Below are 25,204 nucleotides of genomic sequence, written 5' to 3' on the forward strand. Positions count from 1 at the left end.
CTCGGGTGCGTGCGGGGTGGGCGCTCGGGCGGGCGCCGCTCAGATGTCGAGGAACCGCACGTCCCTCGCGTTGCGCTGGATGAACGAGCGACGCGCCTCGACGTCCTCGCCCATGAGCACCGAGAAGATCTCGTCGGCGGCCGCGGCCTCGTCGAGGTTGACCTGCAGGAGCGTGCGGTGCTCGGGCGACATCGTGGTCTCCCACAGCTCGGAGTAGTCCATCTCACCGAGACCCTTGTAGCGCTGGATCGCGTTGTCCTTGGGGATCCGCTTGCCGGCGGCCTGGCCGGCCTTGAGGTACTGGTCGCGCTCACGGTCCGAGTACACGTAGTCGTGCGGCGAGTTCGACCACTTGATCCGGTAGAGCGGCGGCTGCGCGAGGAAGACGTTGCCGTTCTCGATGAGCGGGCGCATGTACCGGAACAGCAGCGTGAGCAGCAGCGTGCAGATGTGCTGGCCGTCGACGTCGGCGTCGGCCATGAGCACGATCTTGTGGTACCTCAGCTTGGCGAGGTCGAAGTCCTCGCCGATGCCGGTCCCGAACGCCGTGATGAGCGCCTGGACCTCCTGGTTGGCGAGCGCCTTGTCCAGGCGGGCGCGCTCGACGTTGAGGATCTTGCCGCGGATCGGGAGGATCGCCTGCGTGCGCGGGTTGCGGCCGCGGACCGCCGAGCCGCCGGCCGAGTCGCCCTCGACGATGAAGATCTCGCACTCCTCCGGGCGGTTCGACTGGCAGTCGCGCAGCTTGCCCGGCATGCCGCCCGACTCCAGCAGGCCCTTGCGCCGGGTCGCCTCGCGGGCCTTGCGGGCCGCCATGCGCGCCGCGGCCGCCTGGATCGACTTGCGGATGACGTCGCGTGCCTCGGTCGGGTGCGAGTCGAGCCAGTCACCGAGCTGCTCGTTGACGACGCGCTGCACGAACGCCTTCGCCTCGGTGTTGCCGAGCTTCGTCTTCGTCTGGCCCTCGAACTGCGGCTCGCCGAGCTTGATCGAGATGACGGCCGTGAGGCCCTCGCGGATGTCGTCGCCCGTGAGGTTCTCGTCCTTCTCCTTGATGATGTTCTTCTCGCGCGCGTACCGGTTGATGAGCGAGGTCATCGCCGCACGGAAACCTTCCTCGTGCGTGCCGCCCTCGGTCGTCGTGATCGTGTTCGCGTACGTGTGCACCGACTCGGAGTACGCGTTGGTCCACTGCATCGCGATCTCGACGGAGATCCGGCGCTCCGTGTCCTCCGACTCGAAGTCGATGATCTCCGGGTGCACGACCTCGACCTTCTTCGCCGAGTTCAGGTGCTTGACGTAGTCGACGAGCCCGCCGTCGTACTTGTACGTGACCGTGCGGCCCGCGGACGTCTCCTTCGCAGCGTCGGGCGCCTCGTCGGTGTCCGGGGCGTCGGTGATCTCGTCGGCCGTGCCCGTGTGCGCGGGGCGCTCGTCCGTCAGGGAGATCTGCAGGCCCTTGTTGAGGAACGCCATCTGCTGGAACCGCGCGCGCAGCGTCTCGAAGTCGTACTCGACCGTCTCGAAGATCGACGGGTCCGCCCAGAACGTCTGCGACGTGCCCGTCTCGTCGGTCGCCTCCTTCTTGCGGAGCTCCCCGTTGGGCTTGCCGCCCTCGTGGAACGACTGCTCCCACACGAAGCCGTCGCGCTTCACGACCGTCTCGACGCGCGTCGACAGCGCGTTGACCACCGAGATGCCGACGCCGTGCAGACCGCCCGAGACCGCGTAGCCCGCGCCGCCGAACTTGCCGCCCGCGTGCAGGATCGTCATGACGACCTCGACCGTCGGCCGGCCCTCCGTCGGGTGGATCGCGACCGGGATGCCGCGACCGTTGTCGACGACACGCACGCCACCGTCCGCGAGCAGCGTGACCTCGATGTGGTCGCAGTAGCCGGCGAGCGCCTCGTCGACGGAGTTGTCGACGACCTCGGAGACCAGGTGGTGAAGGCCGCGCGCGCCCGTGGAGCCGATGTACATGCCCGGGCGCTTGCGGACGGCCTCGAGGCCCTCGAGGACGGTGATGGCGCTCGCGTCGTATCCGCCGTTGGACGATGCGGGGGTGGTGCCGTCGGGGGTGCTGGTTCCGGCGGTGCTGCTCTGCTCGGCCACGGGCGGTGGTGCTCCTCAAGGTCTCGCACGCGCGCGGAGGTGCCGCTGACGCCCCGGAGGGCGGATCGAGGGCAGATCACTCCACGACGCTGGAGTTCCGGGCGCAGACGCGCCAGGAATGACCTTCACAGTCTACCTGGCGGACGAGCCTGGACCCCCGTTGTGCGGGCACCTCACCCCGCGGGTGTCGCGGGGCCGGGTGCCCGGGTGTCGCCGCTGCGTGCTGCGGTTCGCCGCGGCCGTGCGCCGCCGACGTCGCGGGCCGAGCTGCGGGCGGTCAGCCCCACGTGTCGCGGGGGCCGCGCCCCGGGACCGACCGGGGCCCGCGCCCGAACCCCGGCCCCGACGGCCCGACCACCCGGACGTCGCGCACGACGCCCTCCCCGACGTCGTCGGCCAGCCGCAGCAGGAGCCGCGGGACCAGCAGCCGGACCTGCGTCGCCCACGCCGTCGAGTCGGTCCGGACCGTCAGGACGCCGTCCTGGAACGTCTCGGGCTCGCAGTGGTCGGCGATCTGGTCGCCCACGACCTCGCGCCACCGGCCGATCACCCCGCCGACCGACACGTCCTGCACCCAGCCGCGGTCGCGCAGCAGCCGAGCGAGCGTGTCAGCCACCGTCTGCGGGTCGCGCGCGTCCTTGCCGGCCGAGCCGCGCGGCGGGTCCAGCGGACGACGGCGAGGCTCCTGACCTGGGCGGTAGCCGCGCGCCCGAGCTGCCGCCTTCGCGCGGTTGAGCGCCTCGCGGGCCACCAGCGCCGGGGGAGTCAGCTCGACGAGCTCGCCGATCGGGACGCCGTCCGGCGCCTTCGGGGGAACGGGCTCGGGCAGGACGTCGGCGGCGTCGAACGGCGTCTCGACCCACGGGGTGCCGTCCTCGTCGGGCGGCTCGGGCGGTGCCGGTGCGTCGGACGGGTCGCGCCGCGCGGCGTCGACGGACGCTCGCGGGGTCGGAGAGCGACGACGACGATGCTGGACGGGCTCGTCCCCGGCCGACCACAGGTCATCCCCGGCGCCCGCGGGCAGGCCGGGGACCGGGCCTGTCCACAGGCGGTCGTGCGGTGCGGCGGGCTCGGGGTCCTGCGGTCCGCCGCGCCGGGGCGGTGCGTGGCGCCTCGCGGTCCCCGCGTCGCGCTGCGCGTCCGGCGTCGGGTCTGGCGCGGCTTCGTGCCCGTCGCCGCTGGTGGGGGGCTCGCCGACCGGGGCCCGCTCGCCGCCCGGGGCTCGCTCGCCGCCCGAGGCCCCTGGGGCGCCTGAGGCCCGCGGGGCGTCAGAGGACACGCGACACCTCGCCGGCCATGACGTCGACGCGCGCGCCGGCGAGCTGCTCGGGGACGTCGCCGGCGACCGCCGCGGTGATGATCACCTGCCGGGCGGGGGCCACGAGCTCCGCAAGGCGGGTCCGGCGCCGGGAGTCGAGCTCGGCGAACACGTCGTCGAGCAGGAGCACCGGCTCGCCGTCGTCCCCCCAGCCGGTTGTCCACAGGTTGTCCACACCCGTGGACGACGAGCTCTCGTCCGGTCCCTGCGTCAGGAGCGTGTAGGACGCCAGGCGCAGCGCCAGGGCGAACGACCACGACTCGCCGTGGCTCGCGTAGCCCTTCGCGGGCAGGCCGCCGAGGGTCAGGACGAGGTCGTCGCGGTGCGGGCCGACGAGGCACACGCCGCGCTCGATCTCCTTGGGACGCAGCCGGCCCATGGCCTCGAGCAGCTGGGCCTCGACGAGCTCGGGCGTGGGCACCGGCGTGCTCGAAGCCGCCGCGGGTCCCGTGCCGGGTACGCCCGTGCCGACGGTTCCGGTGGAGCCCGCGGGGCCGCGTGCGCCCGGACCGTCGCGACCGTCGGCCCCGTCGAGCGCGGCGTCGAGCGTCGAGCGGTACTGCACGACGGCCGCCCCCTGCCCCGAGCTGACCTGCTCGTACGCGCGCGCGACGTGCGGGCCCATCGCCGCGACGATCGCCAGCCGCGCGACGATGACCTGCGCGCCCGCCTGCGCGAGCTTCGCGTCCCACACGTCGAGCGTCCGCAGGTCGGCGCTGCCGCGCGAGCCGCGCACCGCCTGCGCCGCCGACTTCAGCAGCGCGCTCCGCTGCCGCAGCACGCGGTCGTAGTCGGCGAGCACGCCCGCGAGCCGCGGCGTCACGAGCACGGCGAGCTCGTCGAGGAACCGGCGGCGGCCGTCCGGGTCACCCTTGACGAGCGCGAGGTCCTCGGGCGCGAACAGCACGGTCCGCAGCAGCCCGAGCACGTCACGCGCACGCCCCGGAGCCCCGCCGTTCACCCGCGCCCGGTTCGCCTTCCCCGGCGTGACCTCGATCTCGACCAGGCTCGTGCGCTCCGACGCCCCCGTCGCCGCGTCGGCCTCGCGCACGATCCGCGTCCGCACCACGGCCCGGGACGCGCCGGCGCGCACGAGCGCCGCGTCCGACGGCACGCGGTGGCTGCCGAGCGTCGCGACGTAGCCGATCGCCTCGACCAGGTTCGTCTTGCCCTGGCCGTTGGGTCCGACGAGGGCCGTGATCCCGGGCTCGAGCGGGAGCTCGACGTGCGGGTACGACCGGAAGTCGGTCAGCGAGAGGTGCGCGACATACATCAGTGGGGCTAGCCGGCCGAGGTGACGCCGCCCGGGGTCTCCGGGGCGACGCGCTGACCCGCCGCACGCACGGCGTGCCCACCGAACTGCTGGCGCAGTGCGGCGACGGCCTTCATCGCCGGCGAGGCACCCTGACGCGACGCGAACCGCGCGAAGAGCGCGGCCGAGATCACCGGGAGCGGGACGGCGGCGTCGATCGCCTCGTCGACCGTCCAGCGACCCTCGCCCGAGTCCTCGACCCAGTCGTCGATCTCCGCGAGCTCGTTGTCCTCCTCGAGCGCCTTGACCAGAAGGTCCAGCAGCCAGGACCGCACGACGGTCCCGCGCGTCCACGCCTTGAGCGTGCCCGGGACGTCCGTGACGATGTCCTTCGCCTCGAGCAGCTCGTAGCCCTCGGCGTACGCCTGCATCAGGCCGTACTCGATGCCGTTGTGCACCATCTTCGCGTAGTGGCCCGCGCCGACCGCGCCCGCGTGCACGTAGCCCTCCTCGCGGGGGCCCTCGGGGCGGAGCACGTCGAACACCGGCAGGACGCGCGCGACCTGCGCCTCGTCTCCGCCGACCATGAGCCCGTAGCCGTTCTCCCGGCCCCAGACACCGCCCGAGACGCCGACGTCGACGTAGTGGATGCCCTTCTCCGCGAGGGCGGCGGCGTGCACCGCGTCCTCGGCGTAGTGGGAGTTGCCGCCCTCGATCACGAGGTCGCCCGCGGCGAGCAGGCCGCCCAGCTCGTCGATGACGGCGCGCGTCGGGGCGCCCGAGGGCACCATGACCCACACGACGCGCTCGCCCTCGGTCATCGCGGCGACGAGGTCCCCGAGCGACGCCACGTCCGAGACGTCGGGGTTGCGGTCGAACCCCGTGACCTCGATGCCTCCCGCGCGCAGGCGCTCGCGCATGTTGGCACCCATCTTGCCCAGCCCGACCAGTCCGATGTGCATGAGGTCAGCCTCTCGTTCGTCGTGCCGGTGCGCGACCGGGCGGTGGGGGCCGGCCGGCGCGGGTGCTCCCGGGTGGGGGGCGGTGCTCCCGGGTGGGGGTGGTGCTGCCGGGCGGACCTGCCCCGTCGGCGACCGGGTGGTGGTCCCGGGGTCGTGCGCTCCCGGGGCCGGGAAGCTCAGCTCGCGAAGCGGATCGGCACGAGCAGGTAGCGGTACTCCTGCAGGTCGTCACCGTCGAGCGACTCCTGCCCGGTGAACTCGACCGGCTTGTTCGGGTGGGTGAACGACATACGGACGAACGGCGTCGTGAGCGCACCGAGGCCGTCGAGCAGGAACTGCGGGTTGAACGCGACCGAGATGTCCTCGCCGACGAGCGTCGCCTCGAGGGCCTCGGACGCCTGCGCGTCGTCGCCCTGGCCCGCGTCCAGCACGACCTGGCCCTCGGTGAACGACAGCCGGATCGGGGTGTTGCGCTCCGCGACGAGCGAGACGCGCTTGGCGGCGTCCGCGAGGGTCTGCGTGAGCACGACGGCGTGGATCGGCGTCTCGTCGGGGAACAGGCGGCGGACGGCGGGGTAGTCGCCGTCGACCAGGAGCGACGTCGTGTGCCGGCCGCCGGCCTCGAAGCCGATGAGGTCGACGCCCTGGCCGGTCGCGAGCGCGACGTTGACCGAGCTCGACGAGCCGAGCGACTTCGCGGCGTCCGAGAGCGTGCGGGCCCGGACGAGCGCGACCGTCGAGATGTCGGGCGACGCCGGGGTCCACGTGAGCTCGCGCAGGGCGAGGCGGTAGCGGTCGGTCGCGAGGAGCGTGATCTTCTCGCCCTCGATCTCCATGCGGACACCCGTGAGCAGCGGGAGCGTGTCGTCGCGGCTCGCGGCGATCGTCACCTGGGCCACGGCGTGGGTCAGTGCGTCGCCCTCGACCGTCCCGGTGACGGCCGGCATCGCGGGCAGCGCGGGGTAGTCCTCGACGGGCATCGTCAGCAGCGTGAACCGGCTCGCGCCGCACGTCACGGTGACCTTCGTGCCGTCGAGCACCACGTCGACCGGCTTGGCCGGCAGGGCGCGGGAGATCTCCGCGAGCAGGCGGCCCGAGACCAGGACCGTGCCGGGCTCGCTGACGTCGGCGGCGATCTCCGAGCGGGCCGAAACCTCGTAGTCGAAGCTCGACAGCTGGAGCGTGCCCGAGGCGTCGGCCTCGATGCGCACGCCCGCGAGGACGGGGACCGGGGGGCGGGTCGGCAGGCTGCGAGCCGTCCACGTGACTGCTTCGGCGAGAACGTCACGGTCGACGCGGAACTTCATGCCCCACCCTCTCGGTCCTGGGTCGCCGGACGCCGGTGACCCGCCGGCCCACGGCGGTCGAGCCGCAGGCGCTGCGAACCCGCGCTCGTGAGGTGCAGCTCCGCGGGACGACATGCGAGGGGACGCCTGGCTGCGGTGCGGGAGCACGGGTTGCTCGGAAGACTACGCGAGTGGCGATGACGCCGGTACCGGACTGTGGACGGCGTCGCGGGTGAGTCCCGGCGCTTGTCGCCCTGCGTCAGGTCGCTCGGTCGGTCGGTCGGCCCAGGAGGTCTTCGAAGGTGTGTGGATTTCTCCGCTGAAGATGAGTCGTCATCGTCATAGCGTCTGTGCACTCTGTGGAGAAGTGCCGTTTCCGCAGGTCAGCATGGGTGTCCGGGTGTGTACGGCGTGTGGGTCGGAGCCGTGGACATCTCCGGGCCTCGGTGGACGGGAAGAAACGCCACGGCGTCGTCCACGGAGACGGGGTGTGTCGTCCACATGCGCGCAGCGTGTCGTCCACCGTCATCCACAGGTGTGTGCACAGGTGTGAACATTCGTCCCATGCCTCTCGCCCGCTCGGGTCGAGATCGTCCCCAGACGTGTGGACAGGGTGTGGACACGTGCGTCCATTCACCGCAGCTCCCGCACGAGCACGCGGGAGCGGGCTGTGCACAGGGTGGGGAAACAGCGCGCGGGAACAGGTCCGCGGACACAGCACGAAGGGCCGGGGAACGAGTCCTCCGGCCCTTCACGACGGCGCGGGCGTCAGCCGCGGTTCTGCTGCTTGATCCGGTTCGTGAGCTCCGTGACCTGGTTGTAGATCGAGCGGCGCTCCGCCATGAGCTCGCGGATCTTCCGGTTCGCGTGCATCACCGTCGTGTGGTCCCGGCCGCCGAACGCCTGGCCGATCTTCGGCAGCGACAGGTCCGTCAGCTCGCGGCACAGGTACATCGCGATCTGCCGGGCCGTGACCAGCACGCGCGAGCGCGACGAGCCGCACAGGTCGTCGATGCTGAGTCCGAAGTACGCGGCCGTCTGCCCGATGACCTGCGTCGCCGTGATCTCCGCGGTGTTGTCGTCCGTGATCAGGTCCTTGAGGACGATCTCCGCGAGCGACAGGTCGACCTGCTGCCGGTTGAGGTTCGCGAACGCCGTGACCCGGATCAGCGCACCCTCGAGCTCGCGGATGTTCGTCGAGATCTTCGACGCGATGTACTCGAGCACGTCGTCGGGCGCCTGGAGCTTCTCGCTGCCCGCCTTCTTGCGGAGGATCGCGATGCGCGTCTCGAGGTCCGGCGGCTGCACGTCCGTGATGAGGCCCCACTCGAACCGCGACCGCATGCGGTCCTCGAACCCGTTGAGCTGCTTGGGCGGCAGGTCGGACGTGATCACGACCTGCTTGTTGGCGTTGTGCAGCGTGTTGAACGTGTGGAAGAACTCCTCCATCGTCTGTTCCTTGCCCTGCAGGAACTGGATGTCGTCGATGAGGAGCACGTCGACCTCGCGGTAGCGGCGCTGGAACGCGCCCGCCTTGTCGTCGCGGATCGAGTTGATGAAGTCGTTGGTGAACTCCTCGGAGTTCACGTACCGCACGCGCACGCTCGGGTACAGGTTCTGCGCGTAGTGCCCGATCGCGTGCAGCAGGTGCGTCTTGCCCAGCCCGGAGTCGCCGTAGATGAACAGCGGGTTGTAGGCCTTCGCGGGGGCCTCGGCGACCGCGACCGCCGCCGCGTGCGCGAACCTGTTCGACGAGCCGATGACGAAGGTCTCGAACAGGTACTTCGGGTTCAGGCGGGCCGGCTCCGTCGGGGGGACCGGCCGGCGCGACGACGGGCGGAACGGCTCGCGAGCCGGCTCGTCGTCCTCGTCGTGGTCCGCGCCGCGCACCGGGCCGTGGTCGGCGACCGGCGCGGGGAGGGGACGGAGCTGGGGACCGTCGCCGTCGATCGGAGCGAGGTCGGCGTCGACCGTGATCGCGAAGCGCGCCTCCCGCCCGAGGGCTGAGGACAGCGCGCTGACGACCTCGGTGCGCACGCGCGTCTCGAGGTACTCCTTCGTCAGGTCGTTGCCGACCGCGAGGAGCATGGTGCCGTCCAGCAGGCCCAGCGGCTTCGCGAGCTTGACGAAGGCGAGCTGCCGCGGCGTGATGTCCGGGCTCTGCTCGAGCTCGACGACGGCGTCGGTCCAGACACGGGTCAGCTGCTCGTCCTGTGGTGACACGTCCTACCCTCGCTGCCCGTTGTCGTGGCCGTGAGTCTCGCACGGTCACCCGATGATCCACACCTTTGTCCACAGCCTGTGTGCGGTGCGTCGAATGGCCCCGTGGCGGGGCGGACGGTGGCGGCGGTTGCCCTGGGCCTCGCGCCTGCCGACGGGTGGACGTGCGATCCGGCAGAGCGCCTGGGGGCACCCTCGGACCGTCGCGACGACGCACGATACTAGCCGCCGGCAGCAGTGCTCCGGGAGGGGCGGCGGATGAGAAGCCCACCCGCCGGCGTGTCGCGGCGCGCCGACGGTGTCCTGGGGTGGCAGGGTGCCGGGCTCCGGTTGCAGGTCGCGACGGCAAGGTTGGGGCCGAGTTCGAGCCGTGAGCTCGGGGATCGGTCCGGGTTGCGGGTCTGGCGGCTTCGGTCCGGTGGCTGCGGGTCTGGTGGCAGGGTCCGGTGGCGGGGTCCGGGCGGCGGCTGTCCCGGTCGTCGGTCCCGGCCGGACGCATCGGTCGCGGCTTGCGGAGGGCCGCGGATGAGCGCGTCCCTCGCGTGCCGTGGTCGTCGCAGACGAGCGCGTCCCTCGCGTGCCGTGGTGACGGACGAGCGTGACGATCACGTGTGGTGGTCACGGACGCTCGCGAGGCGGTGGTCACGGACGCTCGCGACGCTCGCGAGGCGGTGGTCACGCCGGTGGACGTGGGTCCGCCGCCGGTAGTGTGGGTGCGGCGCTTCGTGCTGCCGTCATTTGACCCCCGCACCCAGCGCGGCGTAACGTTGTGCAGCCCTTCCTGATGGCTCCTGCTGGCGCGCCATGACGCCGGACACACTCGCGTGTGTCGACACCGGAGCAGTCGAGCTCGGCACCCTGACCTGGTCGTGCGCTGCGCGCGACCACTGCCCCGAAGTACTTGGAGACCCTCGTGAGCAAGCGGACCTTCCAGCCGAACAACCGGCGCCGCGCCAAGACGCACGGCTTCCGTCTGCGCATGCGCACGCGCGCCGGCCGTGCGATCCTCGCCGCTCGTCGGCGCAAGGGTCGCACGGAGCTCTCGGCCTGACGCCTCTCCGGTGCTGCCTGCCGCGCACCGGATGCGCCGTCCCGCCGAGTTCGAGCGGGCGGTGCGCCGCGGTGCGCGCGGCGGACGCGAGTCGCTCGTCGTGCACCTCGTGACTGAGACCGACCCCGGACCTGGTCCGGTGGTCGGTCTCGTCGTGTCCAAGGGCATCGGCAACGCCGTGACGCGGAACCGGGTCAAGCGGCGGCTGCGGGCGCTCGTGCGCGAGCGGCTCGGGACCATGCCGTCGGACGCGGGCATCGTCGTCCGTGCCCTGCCCCCCGCGGCGGTGCGCGACTACGCCTCGCTCGGCGTCGACCTCGACATCGCGCTCAAGGTCGCCGCGAAGCGGGCCCGACAGCGCGCCGGCTCCTGAGAGACATCCCATGACCTCCCGTCCGGCGCAGGCCCTCCGGCTGCTCACGCGGTTGCCCGGACTCGTCCTCATCGGGCTCGTGCGCGTCTACCAGACCGTGATCTCGCCGCTCACGCCCCCGACGTGCCGGTTCTACCCGTCGTGCTCGCAGTACGCCGTCGTCGCGCTGACCCGCCACGGCGCCGTCCGGGGCACCTGGCTCGCCGTCCGACGCGTGCTGCGGTGCCACCCCTGGAACCCCGGGGGCGTCGACGACGTTCCGCCAGCAGCGGAGCACCGGCCTCGCTCTCCTCGCACGGCCCACGCCGCGCACTGACCCCAGCAAGGAGCTCTGCCACATGTCGTGGTTCGACGGCCTGCTCTACCCGATCATGGTCGCGGTGGCCTGGATCATGGTCCAGTTCCACTCGCTGCTGACCAACCTCGGGCTCGACCCGGCGTCCGGTGCTGCGTGGGCGCTGTCGATCGTCGGCCTCGTGATCGTCATGCGGATCCTGCTCATCCCGCTCTTCTTCAAGCAGATCAAGGCCTCGCGCGGCATGCAGCTGCTGGCGCCCGAGATGCAAGCCATCCAGAAGAAGTACAAGGGGAAGACCGACCCCGCGTCCCGCGAGGCCATGAGCCGCGAGACCATGGAGCTGTACCGCAAGCACGGCACGAACCCGTTCGCGTCCTGCCTGCCGATTCTCGCGCAGTCGCCGATCTTCTTCGCGCTCTTCCGGGTGCTGTACTCGCTGGGCCCGCTCGCCGACGGCACCTACCCCAGTGCGGAGAACCCCCGGGCGTCGATCGGCCCGCTCACCGCTGAGCTCGCCGCGCAGGCGGAGTCCGCCACGATCTTCGGTGCCCCGCTCTCCGGCACCTTCCTCGGGTCCGACGACATCCAGGTCAAGGTCGTCACGATCCTGCTGATCCTCGCGATGTCGGCGACGACCTTCCTCACGCAGCGCCAGCTGACGATGAAGAACATGCCTCCCGCCGCGCTTCAGGGGCCCATGGCGCAGCAGCAGAAGATGCTCCTCTACCTGATGCCGATCATCTTCGCGGTGTCCGGTGTCAACTTCCCGATCGGTGTCCTCATCTACTGGACCACCACGAACCTGTGGTCGATGGGCCAGCAGTTCTACACGATCCGCCGGATGCCGGCTCCCGGGTCGCAGGCCGAGATCGCCCTCAAGGAGCGCCGCGCGCGCAAGGCCGCAGCCAAGGGGACAACGCTGCAGATCGAGGAGACGCCGAGCACGGTTCTCGACGAGAAGCCGCGCCCCGGTCAGCGGTCGCAGCCGAAGCGCAAGGACCGGGCGAAGCCCCGACCCGCAGGCGCGACGGGCGTCGCCGCGCCGGCCTCTGCGGCTGACCCGGGGCCGAGTGCCTCGACGCCCGACGACGGGCCCGACGAACCTCCCGCCAAGCGCGTCAGCACGACCAAGCCCAAGCCCAAGCCCAAGAAGTAACGCTCACCCCGGCACCGAGCCGACTCCCGAGGAGCAGCACCGATGACGCCTGCAACCGAGCAGCCCAGCACACCCACCGCGTCTGACGCGGTCCCGTCCTCACGCCTCGAGGAGGAGGGCGAGATCGCGGCCGACTACCTCGAGGAGCTCCTCGACATCGCCGACCTCGACGGCGACATCGACATCGACGTCGACCACGGACGGGCGGCCGTCGAGATCATCGCGGAGGGCGGCTCCGAGCGCGCGCTCCAGCGCCTCGCCGGAGAGGACGGTGAGGTCCTCGACGCGCTTCAGGAGCTCACACGGCTCGCGGTGCAGGCCAAGACGGGGGAGCGGAGCCGGCTCATGCTCGACGTGGCCGGATACCGCGCCGCGCGCCGGACCGAGCTCATCAAGGTCGCCGACGAGGCGATCGCCCGGGTGAAGGAGAGCGGCGCCGACGTGGCTCTTGACCCGATGAACCCGTTCGAGCGGAAGGTCGTGCACGACGCCGTCGCCGCCGCCGGGCTCGTGAGCGACTCCGACGGTGTCGAGCCGGCTCGTCATGTGGTGATCAGGGCATCCTGATCTCGACGACGTCTCGCAGTGCCTCGAGGGCGGCCGATCGTGGATCGGCCCCCCTCGGTGCGTGCGGGGTCCGGGTGGCGGGGATGGCGCGCCGCCGTGCACGCCTGCAGTGGGGCGGTGCGCAATCTCGCGGCGCGCGGGTTCAGGGCACTGGGCGGAGTCGTCGCGCGGGCATGAGTGCGCGGTGCCTCGTGCTGCGCTGAAGTCGGGTCTTGTGTGCGTGGGAGAGCAGGGTCCGTCTTGCCGAACTCCGCGATGCCGGCTGTTTCACGTGGAACGCGGTGTCGGGGCGATTCGTGATGCGGTGGATAAGTCGTGTCGTCTCGTGCTGGGCGCGTCGACGCACGGTGACGGATCGTGGCCGTCTCGTGCGGCGGTTCTGCGTCGGGTTCGGCGCGCGACGGGCACGCGAGGGGTGCGCGGCGGGTGCGCACGACGGCGAGGCTGGCGCTGCAGCCCGCCGACGCATGGTCCGAAGCTGCGCGTCGGACTGGCGGCGCTGATGACTGGGTGCCTACGTGACTCCTGAGGCGCTGCGAGACCGGCATGCGGTCGTTTGCGGCGTGGGCATCGCGGGGTACGGGGCGGGGGCGCTCGTGGGGCTTGCGACGCGTAGGTGTCTCGAACGTGGCAGTTCCACGTGAAACCAACCGAGCTCGGGCGTACCGACGAGATCATTGGCGTTCGCTCTTGCCCCGCTGGGCACGAAGATCGCCTGTCGGGAGGCCTGGGCGAGAGCGCAACGAGACGTCTCGCTGGATGCCACGATGCTGCTCCCTCAGTGGACATCGGCGGGAAGGGCAGATGTCAGCGTCCGCTCGACTACGTCGCGAGCCGGGAACATCCGATCGACGGACGCGGCCCGTCATCCGTCCCATCGAGCGCGGATGTCCGCGGTGCGCTCCTCCGGCACTCCGTCCCCGCGCTGATTGGGTTCGTCCTCAAAATCGTGCGTGCGAGATTGCCCAGGTGAAGCGCTCAGGAGGGCGGTGGAGGGTCCGGCCGGCTCCGATCCATCCGTCGCTCGCCCGCAGGCCTCGGGGTTCGCGGCGGCGACGCGGCCTGGCCGCTTCACCTCCGGTGCAGCCCACTCGATGAGCGCGTTCACTCTCGCGCCACGTTCGGTGTCCCGCGCTCGATCGCGTCGATTTTGCGGCGTCCGCTCCAGCGGATCAGTGGCCGCTCCCGGAGTACCGCACTGCTGCTCGCCACCGAGGTGAATCCGCGCCGAGGCCCTCCAGTGTCTGCGAGCTGTTGGGAGACCGGCACCGCGGCTCTGAGCTCACCTGCGTAGCGCGGCGGTGTTCTGAGCGAAAGCGCAACTTGCACCTGACCTCGCGGGCGGGCATTCTGCCGCCCCGCGTCATCGACTACCGCGGAAGGGAGAGCATGGGCGCCGTCGTGGTGGCTTACGCACCCGTGCCCGGGCATCTCGCCACGATGCTGGTCTGGGCGGCGGGGGCGCGGAAGCACGGGACCAACCATGTGTGTTTCACGTGGAACGTCGACGGTGAGCGAGCGTCGACGGGTGGAGATTTTCAGGGTTCCCGGTGCTCCAGTGGCATCGCTCGGCTGTCACGAGAGGTGAGACTGTTCTCTCCCTGCTGCGCCAGCGGTGCGATGTTGACGGGGAGTGGCACATGCTCGAACGGTTCTTCGCACGTCAGCATCCGCTTCGTTTCACGTGAAACGGATCAGGCCAGGGGAGGCGAACGCTCGCCCAGCCGCGCGCGTCTTGACGAAACCTGCCGCGCAGTTGCCCGGGCGCCTGCCCGGTACGGATGCGATGCGAGCCGCGAGATCTCAGCGGTTCGCTCAACAGTACGCGAGGCCGGGCGGCTCGCCGGTGTACGAGGATCTCGAGCCGTCAGCGATGCGGCGCAGGCGGCCGATGCGGCCCGGGGGAACACGACACGCCCTTCTGGGATGTCGGTCCGTCCGTCGCTCATGCCGCCTGCGGGGGTGTCGCACCCCGAGCGTCATTGCTGCGAACGGCTACGCAGCCTGCGGCCTGGGGTGCCGGGCAGCGCCCAGAGCGCCCGCATGCGGCGGCGCCGCGTGTCGCCCGCAGCGTGCACGAGTGGATGTGCACAAGTCGCGGGGCGGCGCACGGAGATGAGATCGACCAGACGGTACGGTGGGCCGCGCACCGGTGTGGTGACGAGGCTGTGGCCTCGATCGAGCAGGGCTTCGCGGCTCTTTCAGGGGAACGGGGCGAGGTGCATGAACGGAGCCGAGATCGACGACTCGATCATGCTGCCGGATCCTCTCGAGGGCGACCTGCGGCTGCCGGCGTACTTCGGCGCATCGTGGAGCTCGATCCAGCAGTTCCGGAGGATGCTGGCCGACGAGGGCGTCCTCCGCGGACTCGTCGGCCCACGAGAGGTCGGCAGGCTCTGGGAACGACACCTGCTGAACTCTGCAGCGGTCGTCCCGTTCCTCCCGCAGTCCGGCCGCATCGTGGACCTGGGCTCCGGAGCGGGCCTGCCTGGGGTTGTGATTGCTGCGATGCTCCCGGACGCCGAGGTCGTGCTGCTCGAGCCCATGGAGCGCCGGTGCAGCTGGCTCCTCGAGGTTGTGAGCGAACTGGGTCTGGCGAATGCGACGGTCACCCGCGCACGAGCAGAGGACGTGCACGGAACCATCTCGGCCGATGCCGTCACCGCCCGAGCGGTCGCGCCGCTCGACCGCCTCTATCAATGGGCGCTCCCGCTTCTGACCAGCGGGGGAGTGCTTGTGGCGTTGAAGGGCGGGCGGGCGGCCGACGAAGTGCAGGCGGCAAGCAAGGTCGGGAAGCGGCTAGGCGCCGGGCAGGCGTCCATCCATGCGGCTCAGACGATTGACGGTGTCGATGAGACCACAGTGGTTCGCGTCGTTCGGGAGGCTGTTCGCGGTGTTCGGTAGAAAGAAGCGGCGACAGGACCCGATCGCTGTACCGGCTAGTCCTGACATCGACTCGTGGGTGCCGGCTCAGCCCGCGACGCCCGCATACTCCGACCCGGCCGCGGACTCTGCGGACGGGAACGCGTCTGCTTCGACGGCCCATCCCGGGGAGAGCGCGCAGAGTGTCAGCGGGACGGAGCCTCTCCGCGAAGCGGCGGACGTGGCGGCATCCGCGTCGACGACCGTTTGGCCATCGCTCGAGCCTCAGGACGGTCGCACCCGCGACGTGTCTGCGCGTGGTGCCGACGCTCGGCCCGAGGCGCTGTGGACAGAGACCGCCGGCGAGTCGATCGCTCCGAGGCACTCGGGTGGGGACGCGACGACATCGCAGGCCGCCCCGCCGGAGAACCCGTACGTTCGCGCTTCCGAGGCTGCCGCGGTCTCTGACAACGACTGGTCACACAAGAGCGCGGAGGGTCAGACGCCGGACATCATGAGCACGGTTCCCGAGTCGCGCCCTGGCGCCGTCGAGGAGCCCGCGGTTTCACGTGAAACGGTCGACGTCGAAGGCGCCCCAACGTCCCTGGACGGGCAATCTCGCGCTCGAGCTCACGACCCGAACGACTTCGCGGAAGTCGGCGTCACGGACACGCAGGCGGCCGATGTGGACGCCGGGATGCCGACTGCTCCACCGCGGCCCGACCACGTGCCGACGGCGACCCCGAACCGTACATCGGCATGGTCCGGCGATGGGGGAGACGTCGATGAGGGCGCTCCACAGCAGCTCGCAGGAACCGAACCCCACGGCCTCCGTGCGGCACCCGCCCATGACACGCCTCCGATGCCAGCCGATACTTCCGGGCCCTCGATGCCCGACCACGTGCACAGCACTCTCCACGACGCGCCTGACGGCGCAGAAGCAAGCGAGCAGATGAACGACGGTATGACGATCGCCCCGGTCGAGGACCGGAGGCCGGTCGAGGACCGGACGCCGGTCGCCGAGCCCGAGAACGCGGCGGTGGGCGCCACGCCTGCTGGCGCGATCACCGACGCGCCAGCGCTCGACGCTCCCGGCGTGGACGCGGACGATCTCCACCGCGATGCGCTCGTGCAGAGCCTCCCAGACGTCGGCGAGGACACACCGCTCATGGCGCAGATCCAAGAGGACGCTCGCCGCCGTATCCAGCTGCGCGGGAGGAAGTTCCCGCGACCCGCGCAGACACGCGTTATCACGGTGGCGAACCAGAAGGGTGGCGTCGGGAAGACCACCACGACCGTGAACATGGCGGCGGCTCTCGCGCAGGCCGGCCTGAACGTGCTCGTGCTGGACAACGACCCACAGGGCAACGCCTCGACCGCTCTCGGGATCGAACACCGGGCGGGGACCCCTTCGATCTACGAGGTCCTCGTCGAAGGAGCGAGCATGGCGGAGGCCGTGCAGGAGAGCCCTGACGTTCCACGCCTCTGGTGCCTGCCGGCCACCATCGACCTGTCGGGCGCGGAGATCGAGCTCGTGTCGATGGTCGCCCGCGAGACGCGTCTGCGGTCAGCGCTCGACGCGTACCTTCGAGGCCGTATCGAGGCCGGACTCGAGCCGATCGACTACGTCTTCGTCGACTGCCCTCCGAGCCTCGGGCTCCTCACGGTCAACGCCTTCGTCGTCGGACGTGAGGTCATGATCCCCATCCAGTGCGAGTACTACGCGCTCGAGGGCTTGAGCCAGCTCCTCAAGACCATCCAGCTCATCCAGGCGCACCTCAACCCGGACCTGCATGTGTCGACGATCCTGCTCACCATGTACGACGCGCGAACGAATCTGGCGCAGCAGGTGGCGCAGGAGGTTCGGGAGCACTTCCCGGAGACCACCCTGCGCACGTCGGTCCCGCGCTCCGTCCGCATCTCGGAGGCTCCGAGCTACGGCCAGACGGTCATGACGTACGACCCGGGCTCGACGGGTGCACTCGCGTACCTGGAAGCCGCACGGGAGCTGGCCGAGCGCGCCATCGTCGCCGCGCCGGGCGGCGACATCACCCCGAACGATCGGTCTGCATCAGACGTTGCCACGGACGGCGCCGACGGACTCGCAGGTGAGCGCCGCGGCGTGCTCGCCCAGGTCCCGAGCAACGCAGACGGCAACGTGACCCACGAGCAGGAGGACAAGTGAGCGAGAAGCGTCGAGGGTTGGGCCGCGGGCTCGGCGCCCTCATTCCTAACGGTCTGGACGGGCAGCGCACGTCGGACGCCCAGCGCCCGGTGGACGTGTTCTTCCCGGACAACCGCACCGGTACCGCTGAGGCAGACCTCCCGCCGGATCCCGTCACGCGTCCTGTTTCACGTGGAACCACGGAGGTGGCTGCGGCCGGGACGGTGAGCGCCACCACCGCTCCCGCGGGAACGGCGACGACGACGACGACGGAGGCTGAGCCCGCCATCGACGTGAACCCGTCACACGTCGATATCGAAGGTGGAGTGGACGGCGCAACTCACTCGACCCCGACTGACTCGGCGGCGGCCGATGCGAACCACGCGGCTTCGGAGGGTGCGCTTCCGACCAGCAGGACTGGACGGCGGCCGAACGGTCCTGCCGACGACCTGGTGCCGGTGCCCGGGGCCCGTTTCGCTGAGCTCCCCGTCGAGTCGATCCGACCGAACCCCCGACAGCCGCGCACGGTGTTCGAGGAGGAGGCGCTCGAGGAACTCGTCGCCTCGATCCGTGAGGTGGGCGTCCTCCAGCCGGTCGTGGTCCGGTCCGTCGGTGACGACCAGTACGAACTCATCATGGGTGAGCGCCGATGGAGGGCGACCCAGGCAGCCGGCATGTCGGTCATCCCGGCGATCGTGCGCGAGACCGAGGACAGCGATCTCCTCCGCGATGCCTTGCTGGAGAACCTGCACCGCTCGCAGCTGAATCCGCTCGAGGAGGCAGCCGCCTATCAGCAGCTGCTCGACGACTTCGGCTGCACGCATGAGGAGCTCGCGACGCGCATCCACCGCTCGCGTCCGCAGATCTCCAACACGCTGCGACTGCTCCGGCTTCCACCGCTCGTGCAACGCCGCGTCGCTGCCGGTGTGATCTCCGCCGGACATGCGCGCGCCCTTCTCGGGCTTGCCGACGGAGCGGCGATCGAGCGGCTCGCTCAGCGGATCGTCTCCGAAGGGCTCTCGGTGCGTGCCGTCGAGGAGATCGTGTCGCTCGGAGGTGACGCGGAAGGTCCTGCCGCTCGACGCCGACCGAAGGCGGGGGAGCGGAACGAGGCGCTCGATGAGCTGGCGTCACGGCTCTCCGACCGGTTCGAGACCCGGGTGAAGATCAACCTCGGCAAGGCCCGCGGTCGCCTGACCGTTGAGTTCGCGTCGGTCCAGGACCTCAACCGCATCTTGGAAAGCCTGGCCCCGGAGGACCCGGGCCTCCTGAAGCCGTAGTTGTTTCACGTGGAACACCTGAGGCTGGGGTGCGGCGCGCCCGGAAAGCGCCAGTGGATTGGCGCGGTGCACACGGACCTGCGCGGTGCACAGACCTGCGCGGTGCACACAGACCTGCGCGGTGCACACAGACCTGCGCGGTGCACACAGACCTGCGCGGTGCACACAGACCTGCGCGGTGCACACAGACCTGCGTGGTGCACGCGGCGCCGCCGATCCGCGACGGTCGCGGCCGGGGCAACTGGGCACGACATGTCGCACTCGATGGACGACGATCGCCACGACCCTGGCGCGCCGCCCGGGATGATGACAGGGCGCGCTCTCACGAGGCACCACGTGGTCACGGTCCGCATGCGCGCGCGACGTGCAAGTCGGGCCACCCCGTCGGCCTCTCGGCGGCCGTGGCCGGATACGCCGATGCGACGGAACGACGGCACGGTGCAGCGACGGCGTGACGACACAACACCGTGTTTCACGTGGAACCACCCTGATCCGTTGGACGAGACTCTCATGCACGACACGCGCCTCGGGGCCTTCGTCGAATCCGTCTACCCTGCGAATCGTCGGCACAGTAGCCCGAGGCCCGCGAAGAGCGCCGACCTGGCTCGATGTACCTCGGACCGTCACCGCACCTCTGCCCTGTGAAGCGAACTCCTGACGGGCGCAGGCGTGCGAGACAACCGCACCGGCACCGGGGTGAGGTTCGGGTCGACGTTCGAGTCATGGCAACACAGGTCCGGGCCGGGCAGGGCCGGGCCGGCTCGGACGCAGCATCGTCGACGATCGCATCTCCGTCGCGACGCCGACGCGCTCCACCCCACGCGACTCCACGGCCATCCAGCCCACGAGAGGCCCGACGCCCAGGTCGTGCGTCGCAACATCCGTTGCAGGTCCGTTGTAGCGGGACGCACCGATGCGTCTGCCGGCGCCGGACGCGACTCGGGTTCGGCACTCGCTCGGGGCGCCCGCGCACCCGCCAGGACTTGGTGCTGCCCGACAAGGCGTGCTCCTCGCGCGCAATCCGTGCCGAACTGCGCCGCCGCGGGATCCACGCGGTCATCCCCAGCCACGTGACCCGCGAGGACACCGCAAGCGCCGCGGCTCACGCGGCCGTCGACCCGTCACCTATAACGCCGTCGCCGACAAGGGTCGCAACGCCATCGAGCGGTCCAGCACTGCCTTCAAGGACGAGCGAGGGCTGCCTATTCGCTACGACAATCTCGCCCAGACCTACCGCGGCGGCGCCGTCCTCGCGACGATCCGGTCCCGGCTCCGCGCACCACAGGCAGAGACGTCTTCAGGCGAATGGCCACCAGCTACGCGGGCGCCTTCGTCGCTGGTCGTCTCGTGATGGTGGGAGCGAGGGAACCGGCAGCGACGCGCGGACCTCGGAGAACGTGTCGACGAAGCGTTGCAGCTCCGTCTCGTACTCCGCTCGGTCGAAGATCAGGGGACCCGCGTACACCGGGTCGTGTTCGTCATCTTGCTCAGTCTCGTAGTTGACGTCCCAACCGAAGTCGCGCCACACGACCGTGTCGGCGGTCCAGTCGACCGCTGCGGTGACCGCCCCGCACCCCAGGTCGCCGCACGCCGCGCAGACGAAGATCGGGACCCGGCCGCTCGCCAGCTCTGGCGGGCGCTGCCCGAGAAGGACGAGGACGTCGTCGGTCATCCCGACCGGCCAGCTGTGCACCAGCACCGGAACATTGTCGAGGACCCCCCGTTCGGCGGCGGAGTCGCCGGGGGTATCCCCGTCGAGGATCTGACGCAGTGGTCGGCCATCGACGATGGGCTCCCAGAAGTAGAGGCCGCGCGCAGGGGATTCTCCGGGCGCGAAGGAGAGCCGATTCACCATCTGCCGATCATGCACGACGCACTCACCGTCGTGACGCCGCCGTCGTCTGATCGCCTGCACGATCAACGAGGCACGTCCGAGCCCCGGAGCACGGACCGCCAACCATTGCGACCGACGAAGTCATGTGATGACTTCCGCGCTCCACCCGACCAGCTAGCAGTCACGGAGTCCTGCTCAGCCAGCGCGCCCGCTCGGCCGGCTAGTCCCGCTCGGCCGGCTAGTCCCGCTCGGCCGGTGAGTCCTGCTCAGCCGGTGAGTCTTGCTCAGCCAGAGCGTCCCGCTCGGCCAGCACATCCCGCCCAGCCAGCACGTTCCGCTCCGCCAGCGCATCGCGAAGCGCCGTCTCGACGAGCGCACGGTACAGGGCCCCGAGCTCGTGGCCCGCGGCCTCGGCCGACTGCGGGAGCAGGGACGTCTCCGTCATGCCGGGAGCGACGTTGACCTCGAGGAACGAGACGGACCCGTCGGGAGCGACGATCAGGTCGGTGCGCGACAGGTGACGGAGACCGAGCGCCTGGTGGGCGGCAACCGCGACGGCGCCGGCACGCTCGGCGAGGTCTCGGGTCAGTCGGGCGGGGGCGAAGTACTCGGTGCGGCCGGGGTTGTAGCGGGCGTCGTAGTCGTACGGGCCGTCGGTGACGATCTCGACCGCGGGCAGCGCCTGGACACCGTTGCCCAAGTCCACGACGCTGACCGCGAGCTCGGTCCCGACGACGGCCTGCTCGATGAGTGCGGTGTCGCCGTAGGCGAAGCACTGGACCATCGCACGGGGGAGGTCCGCCGCGTCGGACACGAGGCTCACGCCGAGGGCCGAGCCCCCGCGAGAGGGCTTCACGACGAGCGGCAGGCCGAGCCGTGCGGTGACTGCGTCGAGCACCCGGGAGGCGCCGAGCTCACGGAAGAGGCTCTGCGGGAGCGTCACGAAGTCGGGCGTGCTGATCCCCGCGCGGGCGACGGTGGTCTTCGCGATGGGCTTGCTCCAGGCGACGCGGCTCTCGCGTGGCCCCGTCCCGACAGTCGCCAACCCGAGGAGAGCGAGCACGTCACGGACGGAGCCGTCCTCGCCGCTGGCGCCGTGCAGGAGCGGCCACACGAGGTCCGGCTGGGCATCGAGGAGGGCCGGCACGAGGTCGGAGTCGACGTCGTGGACCGTGACCTCGACACCCGTGGACCGGAGCGCCTCGGCGACGCGTCGCCCCGAGCGCAGGGAGACGTCGCGCTCGTGGGACAGTCCTCCGGCGAGGACGACGACGCGTGGGGTGCTGGCGATGGTCAGGTCGGTCACGTGCGTCGAGGCTCCGGGGTCGTGGATGGTGCGGTGGGGAGCAACGGTCCGTCGCTCGGCGGCAAGCTCAGGACACGTCTGGGCCCGGGGACTGCACGTCGTCCCGGGTCGACCCGAGCCCGGCACCGAAGAGCGAGACGAGCTCGGACTCCCCGGCGACCACCCCGGCCAGCCGCCGCACGCCCTCGCGGATGCGCTCCGGCGTGGGGTAGCAGAACGACAGGCGCATGTGGTCGCTGCCCTGGCCGTCGGCGTAGAAGGCGGTGCCGGGCACGTACGCCACCCGGGCGGTGACCGCGCGCGGCAGCATGGCCTTCGCGTCGAGCCCGTCGGGCAGCCGGACCCACGTGTAGAAGCCGCCGTCGGGAACGGTCCACGTCGCGTCGGGCAGGTGCTCGGCGAGCGCGCCCATCATCGCGTCGCGACGCTCGCGGTACATCTCGCGGAACGCCTTCACCTGGCCGCGCCAGTCGCACGTCGTCAGGTAGGCGCTGATCGCGAGCTGCGACGCGTTGGACGGGCAGAGGATCGCCGACTCGGAGGCGAGCACGAGCTTCTCCCGGACGGCGTGCGGCGCGACGGCCCACCCGACGCGGTACCCGGGCGCGAACGTCTTGGAGAACGAGCCGAGGTAGATGACGCCGTCCTCGTCGAGCGAGCGCATGGCCGGGATCGGGTCCCCGTCGAAGCCGAGCAGGCCGTAGGGGTTGTCCTCGAGCACGAGGACGCCGTACCGGCGGCAGATCTCGAGGATCTGGGGGCGCCGCTCGGCGGAGAGCGTCACGCCGGCAGGGTTGTGGAAGTTGGGAACCGTGTACAGCAGCTTGACGCGACGGCCTTCGGCGGCGAGACGGCTCAGCGTCTCCTCGAGCGCGGCGGGGACGAGCCCGTGGCCGTCGAGCGGGACGTGCACGACGTCGGCCTGGTACGCGCGGAACACCCCGAGCGCCCCGACGTAGCTCGGCGCCTCCGCGACGACCACGTCGCCGGGGTTGACGAAGAGCCTCGTGACGAGATCGAGGGCCTGCTGCGAACCGGTGGTGACGACGACGTCGTCGGGGTGCGCGTGGATACCTTCGAGGCGCATGACCTCGAGGATCTGCTCCCGTAGGGTCTCGTCGCCCTGCCCGGACCCGTACTGCAGCGCGGTCGTCCCGCGCGTCGCCACGACACGCTGGGCGACGTCGGCGATGACGTCGAGCGGCAGGCCGTCGAGGTTCGGCATCCCCCCGGCGAGCGAGACCACCTCCGGCCGGTTCGCGACGGCGAACAGCGCGCGGATCTCCGAGGCGCGCATCCCGTGCGTGCGGTCGGCGTATGCGCCGAGCCACGGGTCGAGCCGCGTCCCTGCGGCGGTCGTCGGAGAGGTGCCCGACGTCGTGCCGCCGGTGGGGGTGTGCTGGCTCATCCTCCGAGTGTCGCACGCACCCCCAGGTGGTCAGCCGGTGCGTCCGCGCACCTCACCCGGCCGTGTCGTGGCCGGGCGGGACAGGGAGGAGATCGATGATCCGGGGCACGCGGTCGCGGACCGGGCACGCGGTCGCGGACCGGGCACGCGGTCACGACAACGCCACGAGCACGACGGCGCCCCGAGCACGACGAAGCCCCCGTGCCCGCATCTCTGCGAGCCCGAGGGCTGAGTCGACGCTCGGGCCGACGGAACGGACCGGCCGGCGGAGCCGGACCGGCCGACCGCTACGCCTGCGCGCCGACCTCCGCGAGCACGCCCTCGATCTCCTGGGCGATGATCTGCTTCGGCCGAGCCCCGGCCAGCGACCGCACGAGCTCGCCGCCCGCGTAGAAGTTCAGCAGCGGGATCGACACGACGCCGTACTGCGCCACGACGTCGGGGTTCGGCTCGGTGTCGACCTTCACGATCTTGACCTTGCCGTCGTACTCCTGCGCGAGCTCGGCGAGCACGGGCGCGACCATGCGGCACGGGCCGCACCAGGCGGCCCAGAAGTCCACGAGGACGGGCAGCTCGGACTCGAGCACCTCCGCCTGGAAGGTCGCGTCGGTCACGTGGATGTCGGTCATCACGCCTCCTGCAGGATGTCGGCCTCGGGGGAGACGGGGCCCTCGGTGCCGACGTCGCCGAGCCCGGTGAGGTAGTGCTGCGCGTCGAGCGCTGCCGCGCAGCCGGAGCCGGCGGCGGTGATGGCCTGGCGGTAGGTGTGGTCGACGGCGTCGCCGCACGCGAAGACACCGTCGAGGTTGGTGAGGGTCGAGCGGCCCTGGACGACGATGTAGCCGTTCTCGTCGAGCTCGACCTGACCGTGCAGCAGCTCGGTGCGCGGCACGTGCCCGATCGCGACGAACACGCCGGTCGCGGGGTGCTCGCGCGTCTCGCCGGTCACGGTGTCGCGCAGGGTCACGCCGCTGACCTTGTCGGTGCCGTTGATCGCGACGACCTCGCTGTTCCACGCGAAGTCGATCTTCGGGTCGTTCGCCGCCCGGTCGGCCATGATCTTGGAGGCGCGGAGCTTGTCGCGCCGGTGCACCATCGTGACGCGCTTGCCGAAGCGGGTGAGGAAGGTGGCCTCCTCGACGGCGGAGTCCCCGCCGCCGACGACGATGATCTCCTGGTCACGGAAGAAGAACCCGTCGCACGTCGCGCACCAGGAGACGCCGCGACCGGACAGGCGCTTCTCGTCGTCAAGCCCGAGCTCGCGGTACGCGGACCCGGTCGCGAGGACGACGGCGCGTGCGGTGAAGGTCTCACCGCCGCCGGTGACGACGGTCTTGGTCGCGCCGCGGAGCTCGACGGAGACGACGTCGTCCCAGAGGACCTCGGCGCCGAACTTCTCGGCCTGCTTCTGCAGGTTCTCCATGAGCTCGGGGCCCTGGATGCCGTCGGGGAAGCCGGGGAAGTTCTCGACCTCGGTGGTGTTCATGAGCGCCCCGCCGGCGGTCACGGAGCCGGCGATGACGAGCGGGGCCAGGCCGGCGCGGGCCGCGTAGATCGCGGCGGTGTATCCGGCGGGGCCGGAGCCGACGATGATCAGGTCGCGCGGGGCAGACTGCTCGGTCACGTGAGATTCCTCGGGTCGGGGACGGTGCTCGGTGAACCGATCCTAGGGCGGATCTGTTCCCGGCCGGCCGGCTCCCGCCCACTGGACGGGTGCCCGGCGCGGCAGCGTCGGCGCGCGCCGGGACGCCGCGC

19 protein-coding genes are annotated in these 25,204 nt (G+C 71.1%); 8 read left to right on the plus strand and 11 right to left on the minus strand.

The genetic code is table 11. From position 1 onward, the window contains the following. Positions 1–39 precede the first annotated feature (39 nt). The 6 genes from gyrB to dnaA form a co-directional block, all read right to left on the minus strand. Positions 40–2,112 carry a DNA topoisomerase (ATP-hydrolyzing) subunit B gene (gene gyrB / locus ACWFNE_RS03250; RefSeq protein ID WP_452121024.1) on the minus strand — a complete coding sequence of 691 codons (2,073 nt, stop codon included), beginning with the start codon at positions 2,110–2,112 and terminating at the stop codon, positions 40–42. Between the two features lie 277 nt (positions 2,113–2,389). Beyond that, complete coding sequence (locus ACWFNE_RS03255; protein WP_452121025.1) at positions 2,390–3,391, minus strand: DciA family protein; 1,002 nt, start codon at positions 3,389–3,391, stop codon at positions 2,390–2,392. Then, positions 3,381–4,703 (minus strand): DNA replication/repair protein RecF, encoded by a 1,323-nt coding sequence (recF, locus tag ACWFNE_RS03260; protein ID WP_452121026.1) that lies wholly within the window; start codon positions 4,701–4,703, stop codon positions 3,381–3,383. Before recF ends, ACWFNE_RS03255 begins: the two co-directional genes overlap by 11 nt. 8 nt (positions 4,704–4,711) lie before the next feature. Continuing rightward, positions 4,712–5,644 (minus strand): phosphogluconate dehydrogenase (NAD(+)-dependent, decarboxylating), encoded by a 933-nt coding sequence (gnd, locus tag ACWFNE_RS03265; protein ID WP_452121027.1) that lies wholly within the window; start codon positions 5,642–5,644, stop codon positions 4,712–4,714. 176 nt (positions 5,645–5,820) lie between these two features. Continuing rightward, a complete protein-coding gene (gene dnaN, locus ACWFNE_RS03270) occupies positions 5,821–6,951 on the minus strand; it encodes a DNA polymerase III subunit beta (protein ID WP_452121028.1) in 1,131 nt (376 codons plus the stop codon). Positions 6,952–7,698: 747 nt separating this feature from the next. Continuing rightward, on the minus strand, positions 7,699–9,153 hold the full coding sequence (gene dnaA, locus ACWFNE_RS03275; RefSeq protein ID WP_452121029.1) for a chromosomal replication initiator protein DnaA: 1,455 nt from the start codon (positions 9,151–9,153) through the stop codon (positions 7,699–7,701). A gap of 910 nt (positions 9,154–10,063) precedes the next feature. On the opposite strand from dnaA, the gene rpmH reads away from it, so the two are divergent. From rpmH to ACWFNE_RS03315, 8 genes are all read left to right on the plus strand, one after another. Next, positions 10,064–10,201: a 50S ribosomal protein L34 gene (gene rpmH / locus ACWFNE_RS03280; RefSeq protein WP_034225701.1), complete on the plus strand. Its 138-nt coding sequence runs from the start codon at positions 10,064–10,066 to the stop codon at positions 10,199–10,201. 10 nt (positions 10,202–10,211) lie between these two features. Beyond that, positions 10,212–10,574 (plus strand): ribonuclease P protein component, encoded by a 363-nt coding sequence (gene rnpA, locus ACWFNE_RS03285; RefSeq protein WP_452121030.1) that lies wholly within the window; start codon positions 10,212–10,214, stop codon positions 10,572–10,574. A 10-nt stretch (positions 10,575–10,584) separates the two neighbouring features. After that, positions 10,585–10,890, plus strand: coding sequence for a membrane protein insertion efficiency factor YidD (yidD, locus tag ACWFNE_RS03290; RefSeq protein WP_452121031.1), 306 nt, complete (start codon positions 10,585–10,587; stop codon positions 10,888–10,890). 22 nt (positions 10,891–10,912) lie between these two features. Continuing rightward, complete coding sequence (gene yidC, locus ACWFNE_RS03295) at positions 10,913–12,028, plus strand: membrane protein insertase YidC (RefSeq protein WP_452121032.1); 1,116 nt, start codon at positions 10,913–10,915, stop codon at positions 12,026–12,028. 42 nt (positions 12,029–12,070) lie between these two features. Beyond that, positions 12,071–12,595, plus strand: coding sequence for a Jag family protein (locus ACWFNE_RS03300; RefSeq protein ID WP_452121033.1), 525 nt, complete (start codon positions 12,071–12,073; stop codon positions 12,593–12,595). A gap of 2,223 nt (positions 12,596–14,818) precedes the next feature. After that, positions 14,819–15,499 (plus strand): 16S rRNA (guanine(527)-N(7))-methyltransferase RsmG, encoded by a 681-nt coding sequence (gene rsmG / locus ACWFNE_RS03305; RefSeq protein WP_452121034.1) that lies wholly within the window; start codon positions 14,819–14,821, stop codon positions 15,497–15,499. A gap of 847 nt (positions 15,500–16,346) precedes the next feature. Then, complete coding sequence (locus tag ACWFNE_RS03310; RefSeq protein ID WP_452121035.1) at positions 16,347–17,642, plus strand: AAA family ATPase; 1,296 nt, start codon at positions 16,347–16,349, stop codon at positions 17,640–17,642. Beyond that, on the plus strand, positions 17,639–18,901 hold the full coding sequence (locus ACWFNE_RS03315; RefSeq protein WP_452121036.1) for a ParB/RepB/Spo0J family partition protein: 1,263 nt from the start codon (positions 17,639–17,641) through the stop codon (positions 18,899–18,901). Before ACWFNE_RS03310 ends, ACWFNE_RS03315 begins: the two co-directional genes overlap by 4 nt. A 1,297-nt stretch (positions 18,902–20,198) precedes the next feature. Here the strand turns inward: ACWFNE_RS03315 and ACWFNE_RS03320 are convergent. The 5 genes from ACWFNE_RS03320 to trxB all read right to left on the minus strand — a co-directional run bounded on the left by ACWFNE_RS03320 (position 20,199) and on the right by trxB (position 25,073). Next, positions 20,199–20,822, minus strand: a complete 624-nt coding sequence (locus tag ACWFNE_RS03320; RefSeq protein ID WP_452121037.1) for a hypothetical protein — start codon at positions 20,820–20,822, stop codon at positions 20,199–20,201. A 151-nt stretch (positions 20,823–20,973) separates the two neighbouring features. Further along, a complete protein-coding gene (locus tag ACWFNE_RS03325; protein ID WP_452121132.1) occupies positions 20,974–22,032 on the minus strand; it encodes a D-alanine--D-alanine ligase family protein in 1,059 nt (352 codons plus the stop codon). Positions 22,033–22,108: 76 nt separating this feature from the next. Continuing rightward, complete coding sequence (locus ACWFNE_RS03330; protein ID WP_452121038.1) at positions 22,109–23,449, minus strand: aminotransferase-like domain-containing protein; 1,341 nt, start codon at positions 23,447–23,449, stop codon at positions 22,109–22,111. Between the two features lie 287 nt (positions 23,450–23,736). Then, on the minus strand, positions 23,737–24,078 hold the full coding sequence (trxA, locus tag ACWFNE_RS03335; RefSeq protein WP_452121039.1) for a thioredoxin: 342 nt from the start codon (positions 24,076–24,078) through the stop codon (positions 23,737–23,739). Continuing rightward, positions 24,078–25,073: a thioredoxin-disulfide reductase gene (gene trxB / locus ACWFNE_RS03340; RefSeq protein ID WP_452121040.1), complete on the minus strand. Its 996-nt coding sequence runs from the start codon at positions 25,071–25,073 to the stop codon at positions 24,078–24,080. The genes trxA and trxB overlap by 1 nt, the downstream gene beginning before the upstream one ends. Between the last annotated feature and the right edge of the window lie 131 nt (positions 25,074–25,204).

The sequence above is a fragment of the Cellulomonas sp. NPDC055163 genome, from assembly GCF_053607065.1.

Excerpts from the sequence above, each read along its gene's own strand:
- recF (WP_452121026.1), bottom strand. The coding sequence starts at position 4,703 with ATGTATGTCGCGCACCTCTCGCTGACCGACTTCCGGTCGTACCCGCAC.
- gnd (WP_452121027.1), bottom strand. The coding sequence starts at position 5,644 with ATGCACATCGGACTGGTCGGGCTGGGCAAGATGGGTGCCAACATGCGC.
- dnaN (WP_452121028.1), bottom strand. The coding sequence starts at position 6,951 with ATGAAGTTCCGCGTCGACCGTGACGTTCTCGCCGAAGCAGTCACGTGG.
- yidD (WP_452121031.1), top strand. The coding sequence starts at position 10,585 with ATGACCTCCCGTCCGGCGCAGGCCCTCCGGCTGCTCACGCGGTTGCCC.
- yidC (WP_452121032.1), top strand. The coding sequence starts at position 10,913 with ATGTCGTGGTTCGACGGCCTGCTCTACCCGATCATGGTCGCGGTGGCC.
- ACWFNE_RS03300 (WP_452121033.1), top strand. The coding sequence starts at position 12,071 with ATGACGCCTGCAACCGAGCAGCCCAGCACACCCACCGCGTCTGACGCG.
- rsmG (WP_452121034.1), top strand. The coding sequence starts at position 14,819 with ATGAACGGAGCCGAGATCGACGACTCGATCATGCTGCCGGATCCTCTC.
- ACWFNE_RS03310 (WP_452121035.1), top strand. The coding sequence starts at position 16,347 with ATGCCCGACCACGTGCACAGCACTCTCCACGACGCGCCTGACGGCGCA.
- ACWFNE_RS03330 (WP_452121038.1), bottom strand. The coding sequence starts at position 23,449 with ATGAGCCAGCACACCCCCACCGGCGGCACGACGTCGGGCACCTCTCCG.
- trxA (WP_452121039.1), bottom strand. The coding sequence starts at position 24,078 with ATGACCGACATCCACGTGACCGACGCGACCTTCCAGGCGGAGGTGCTC.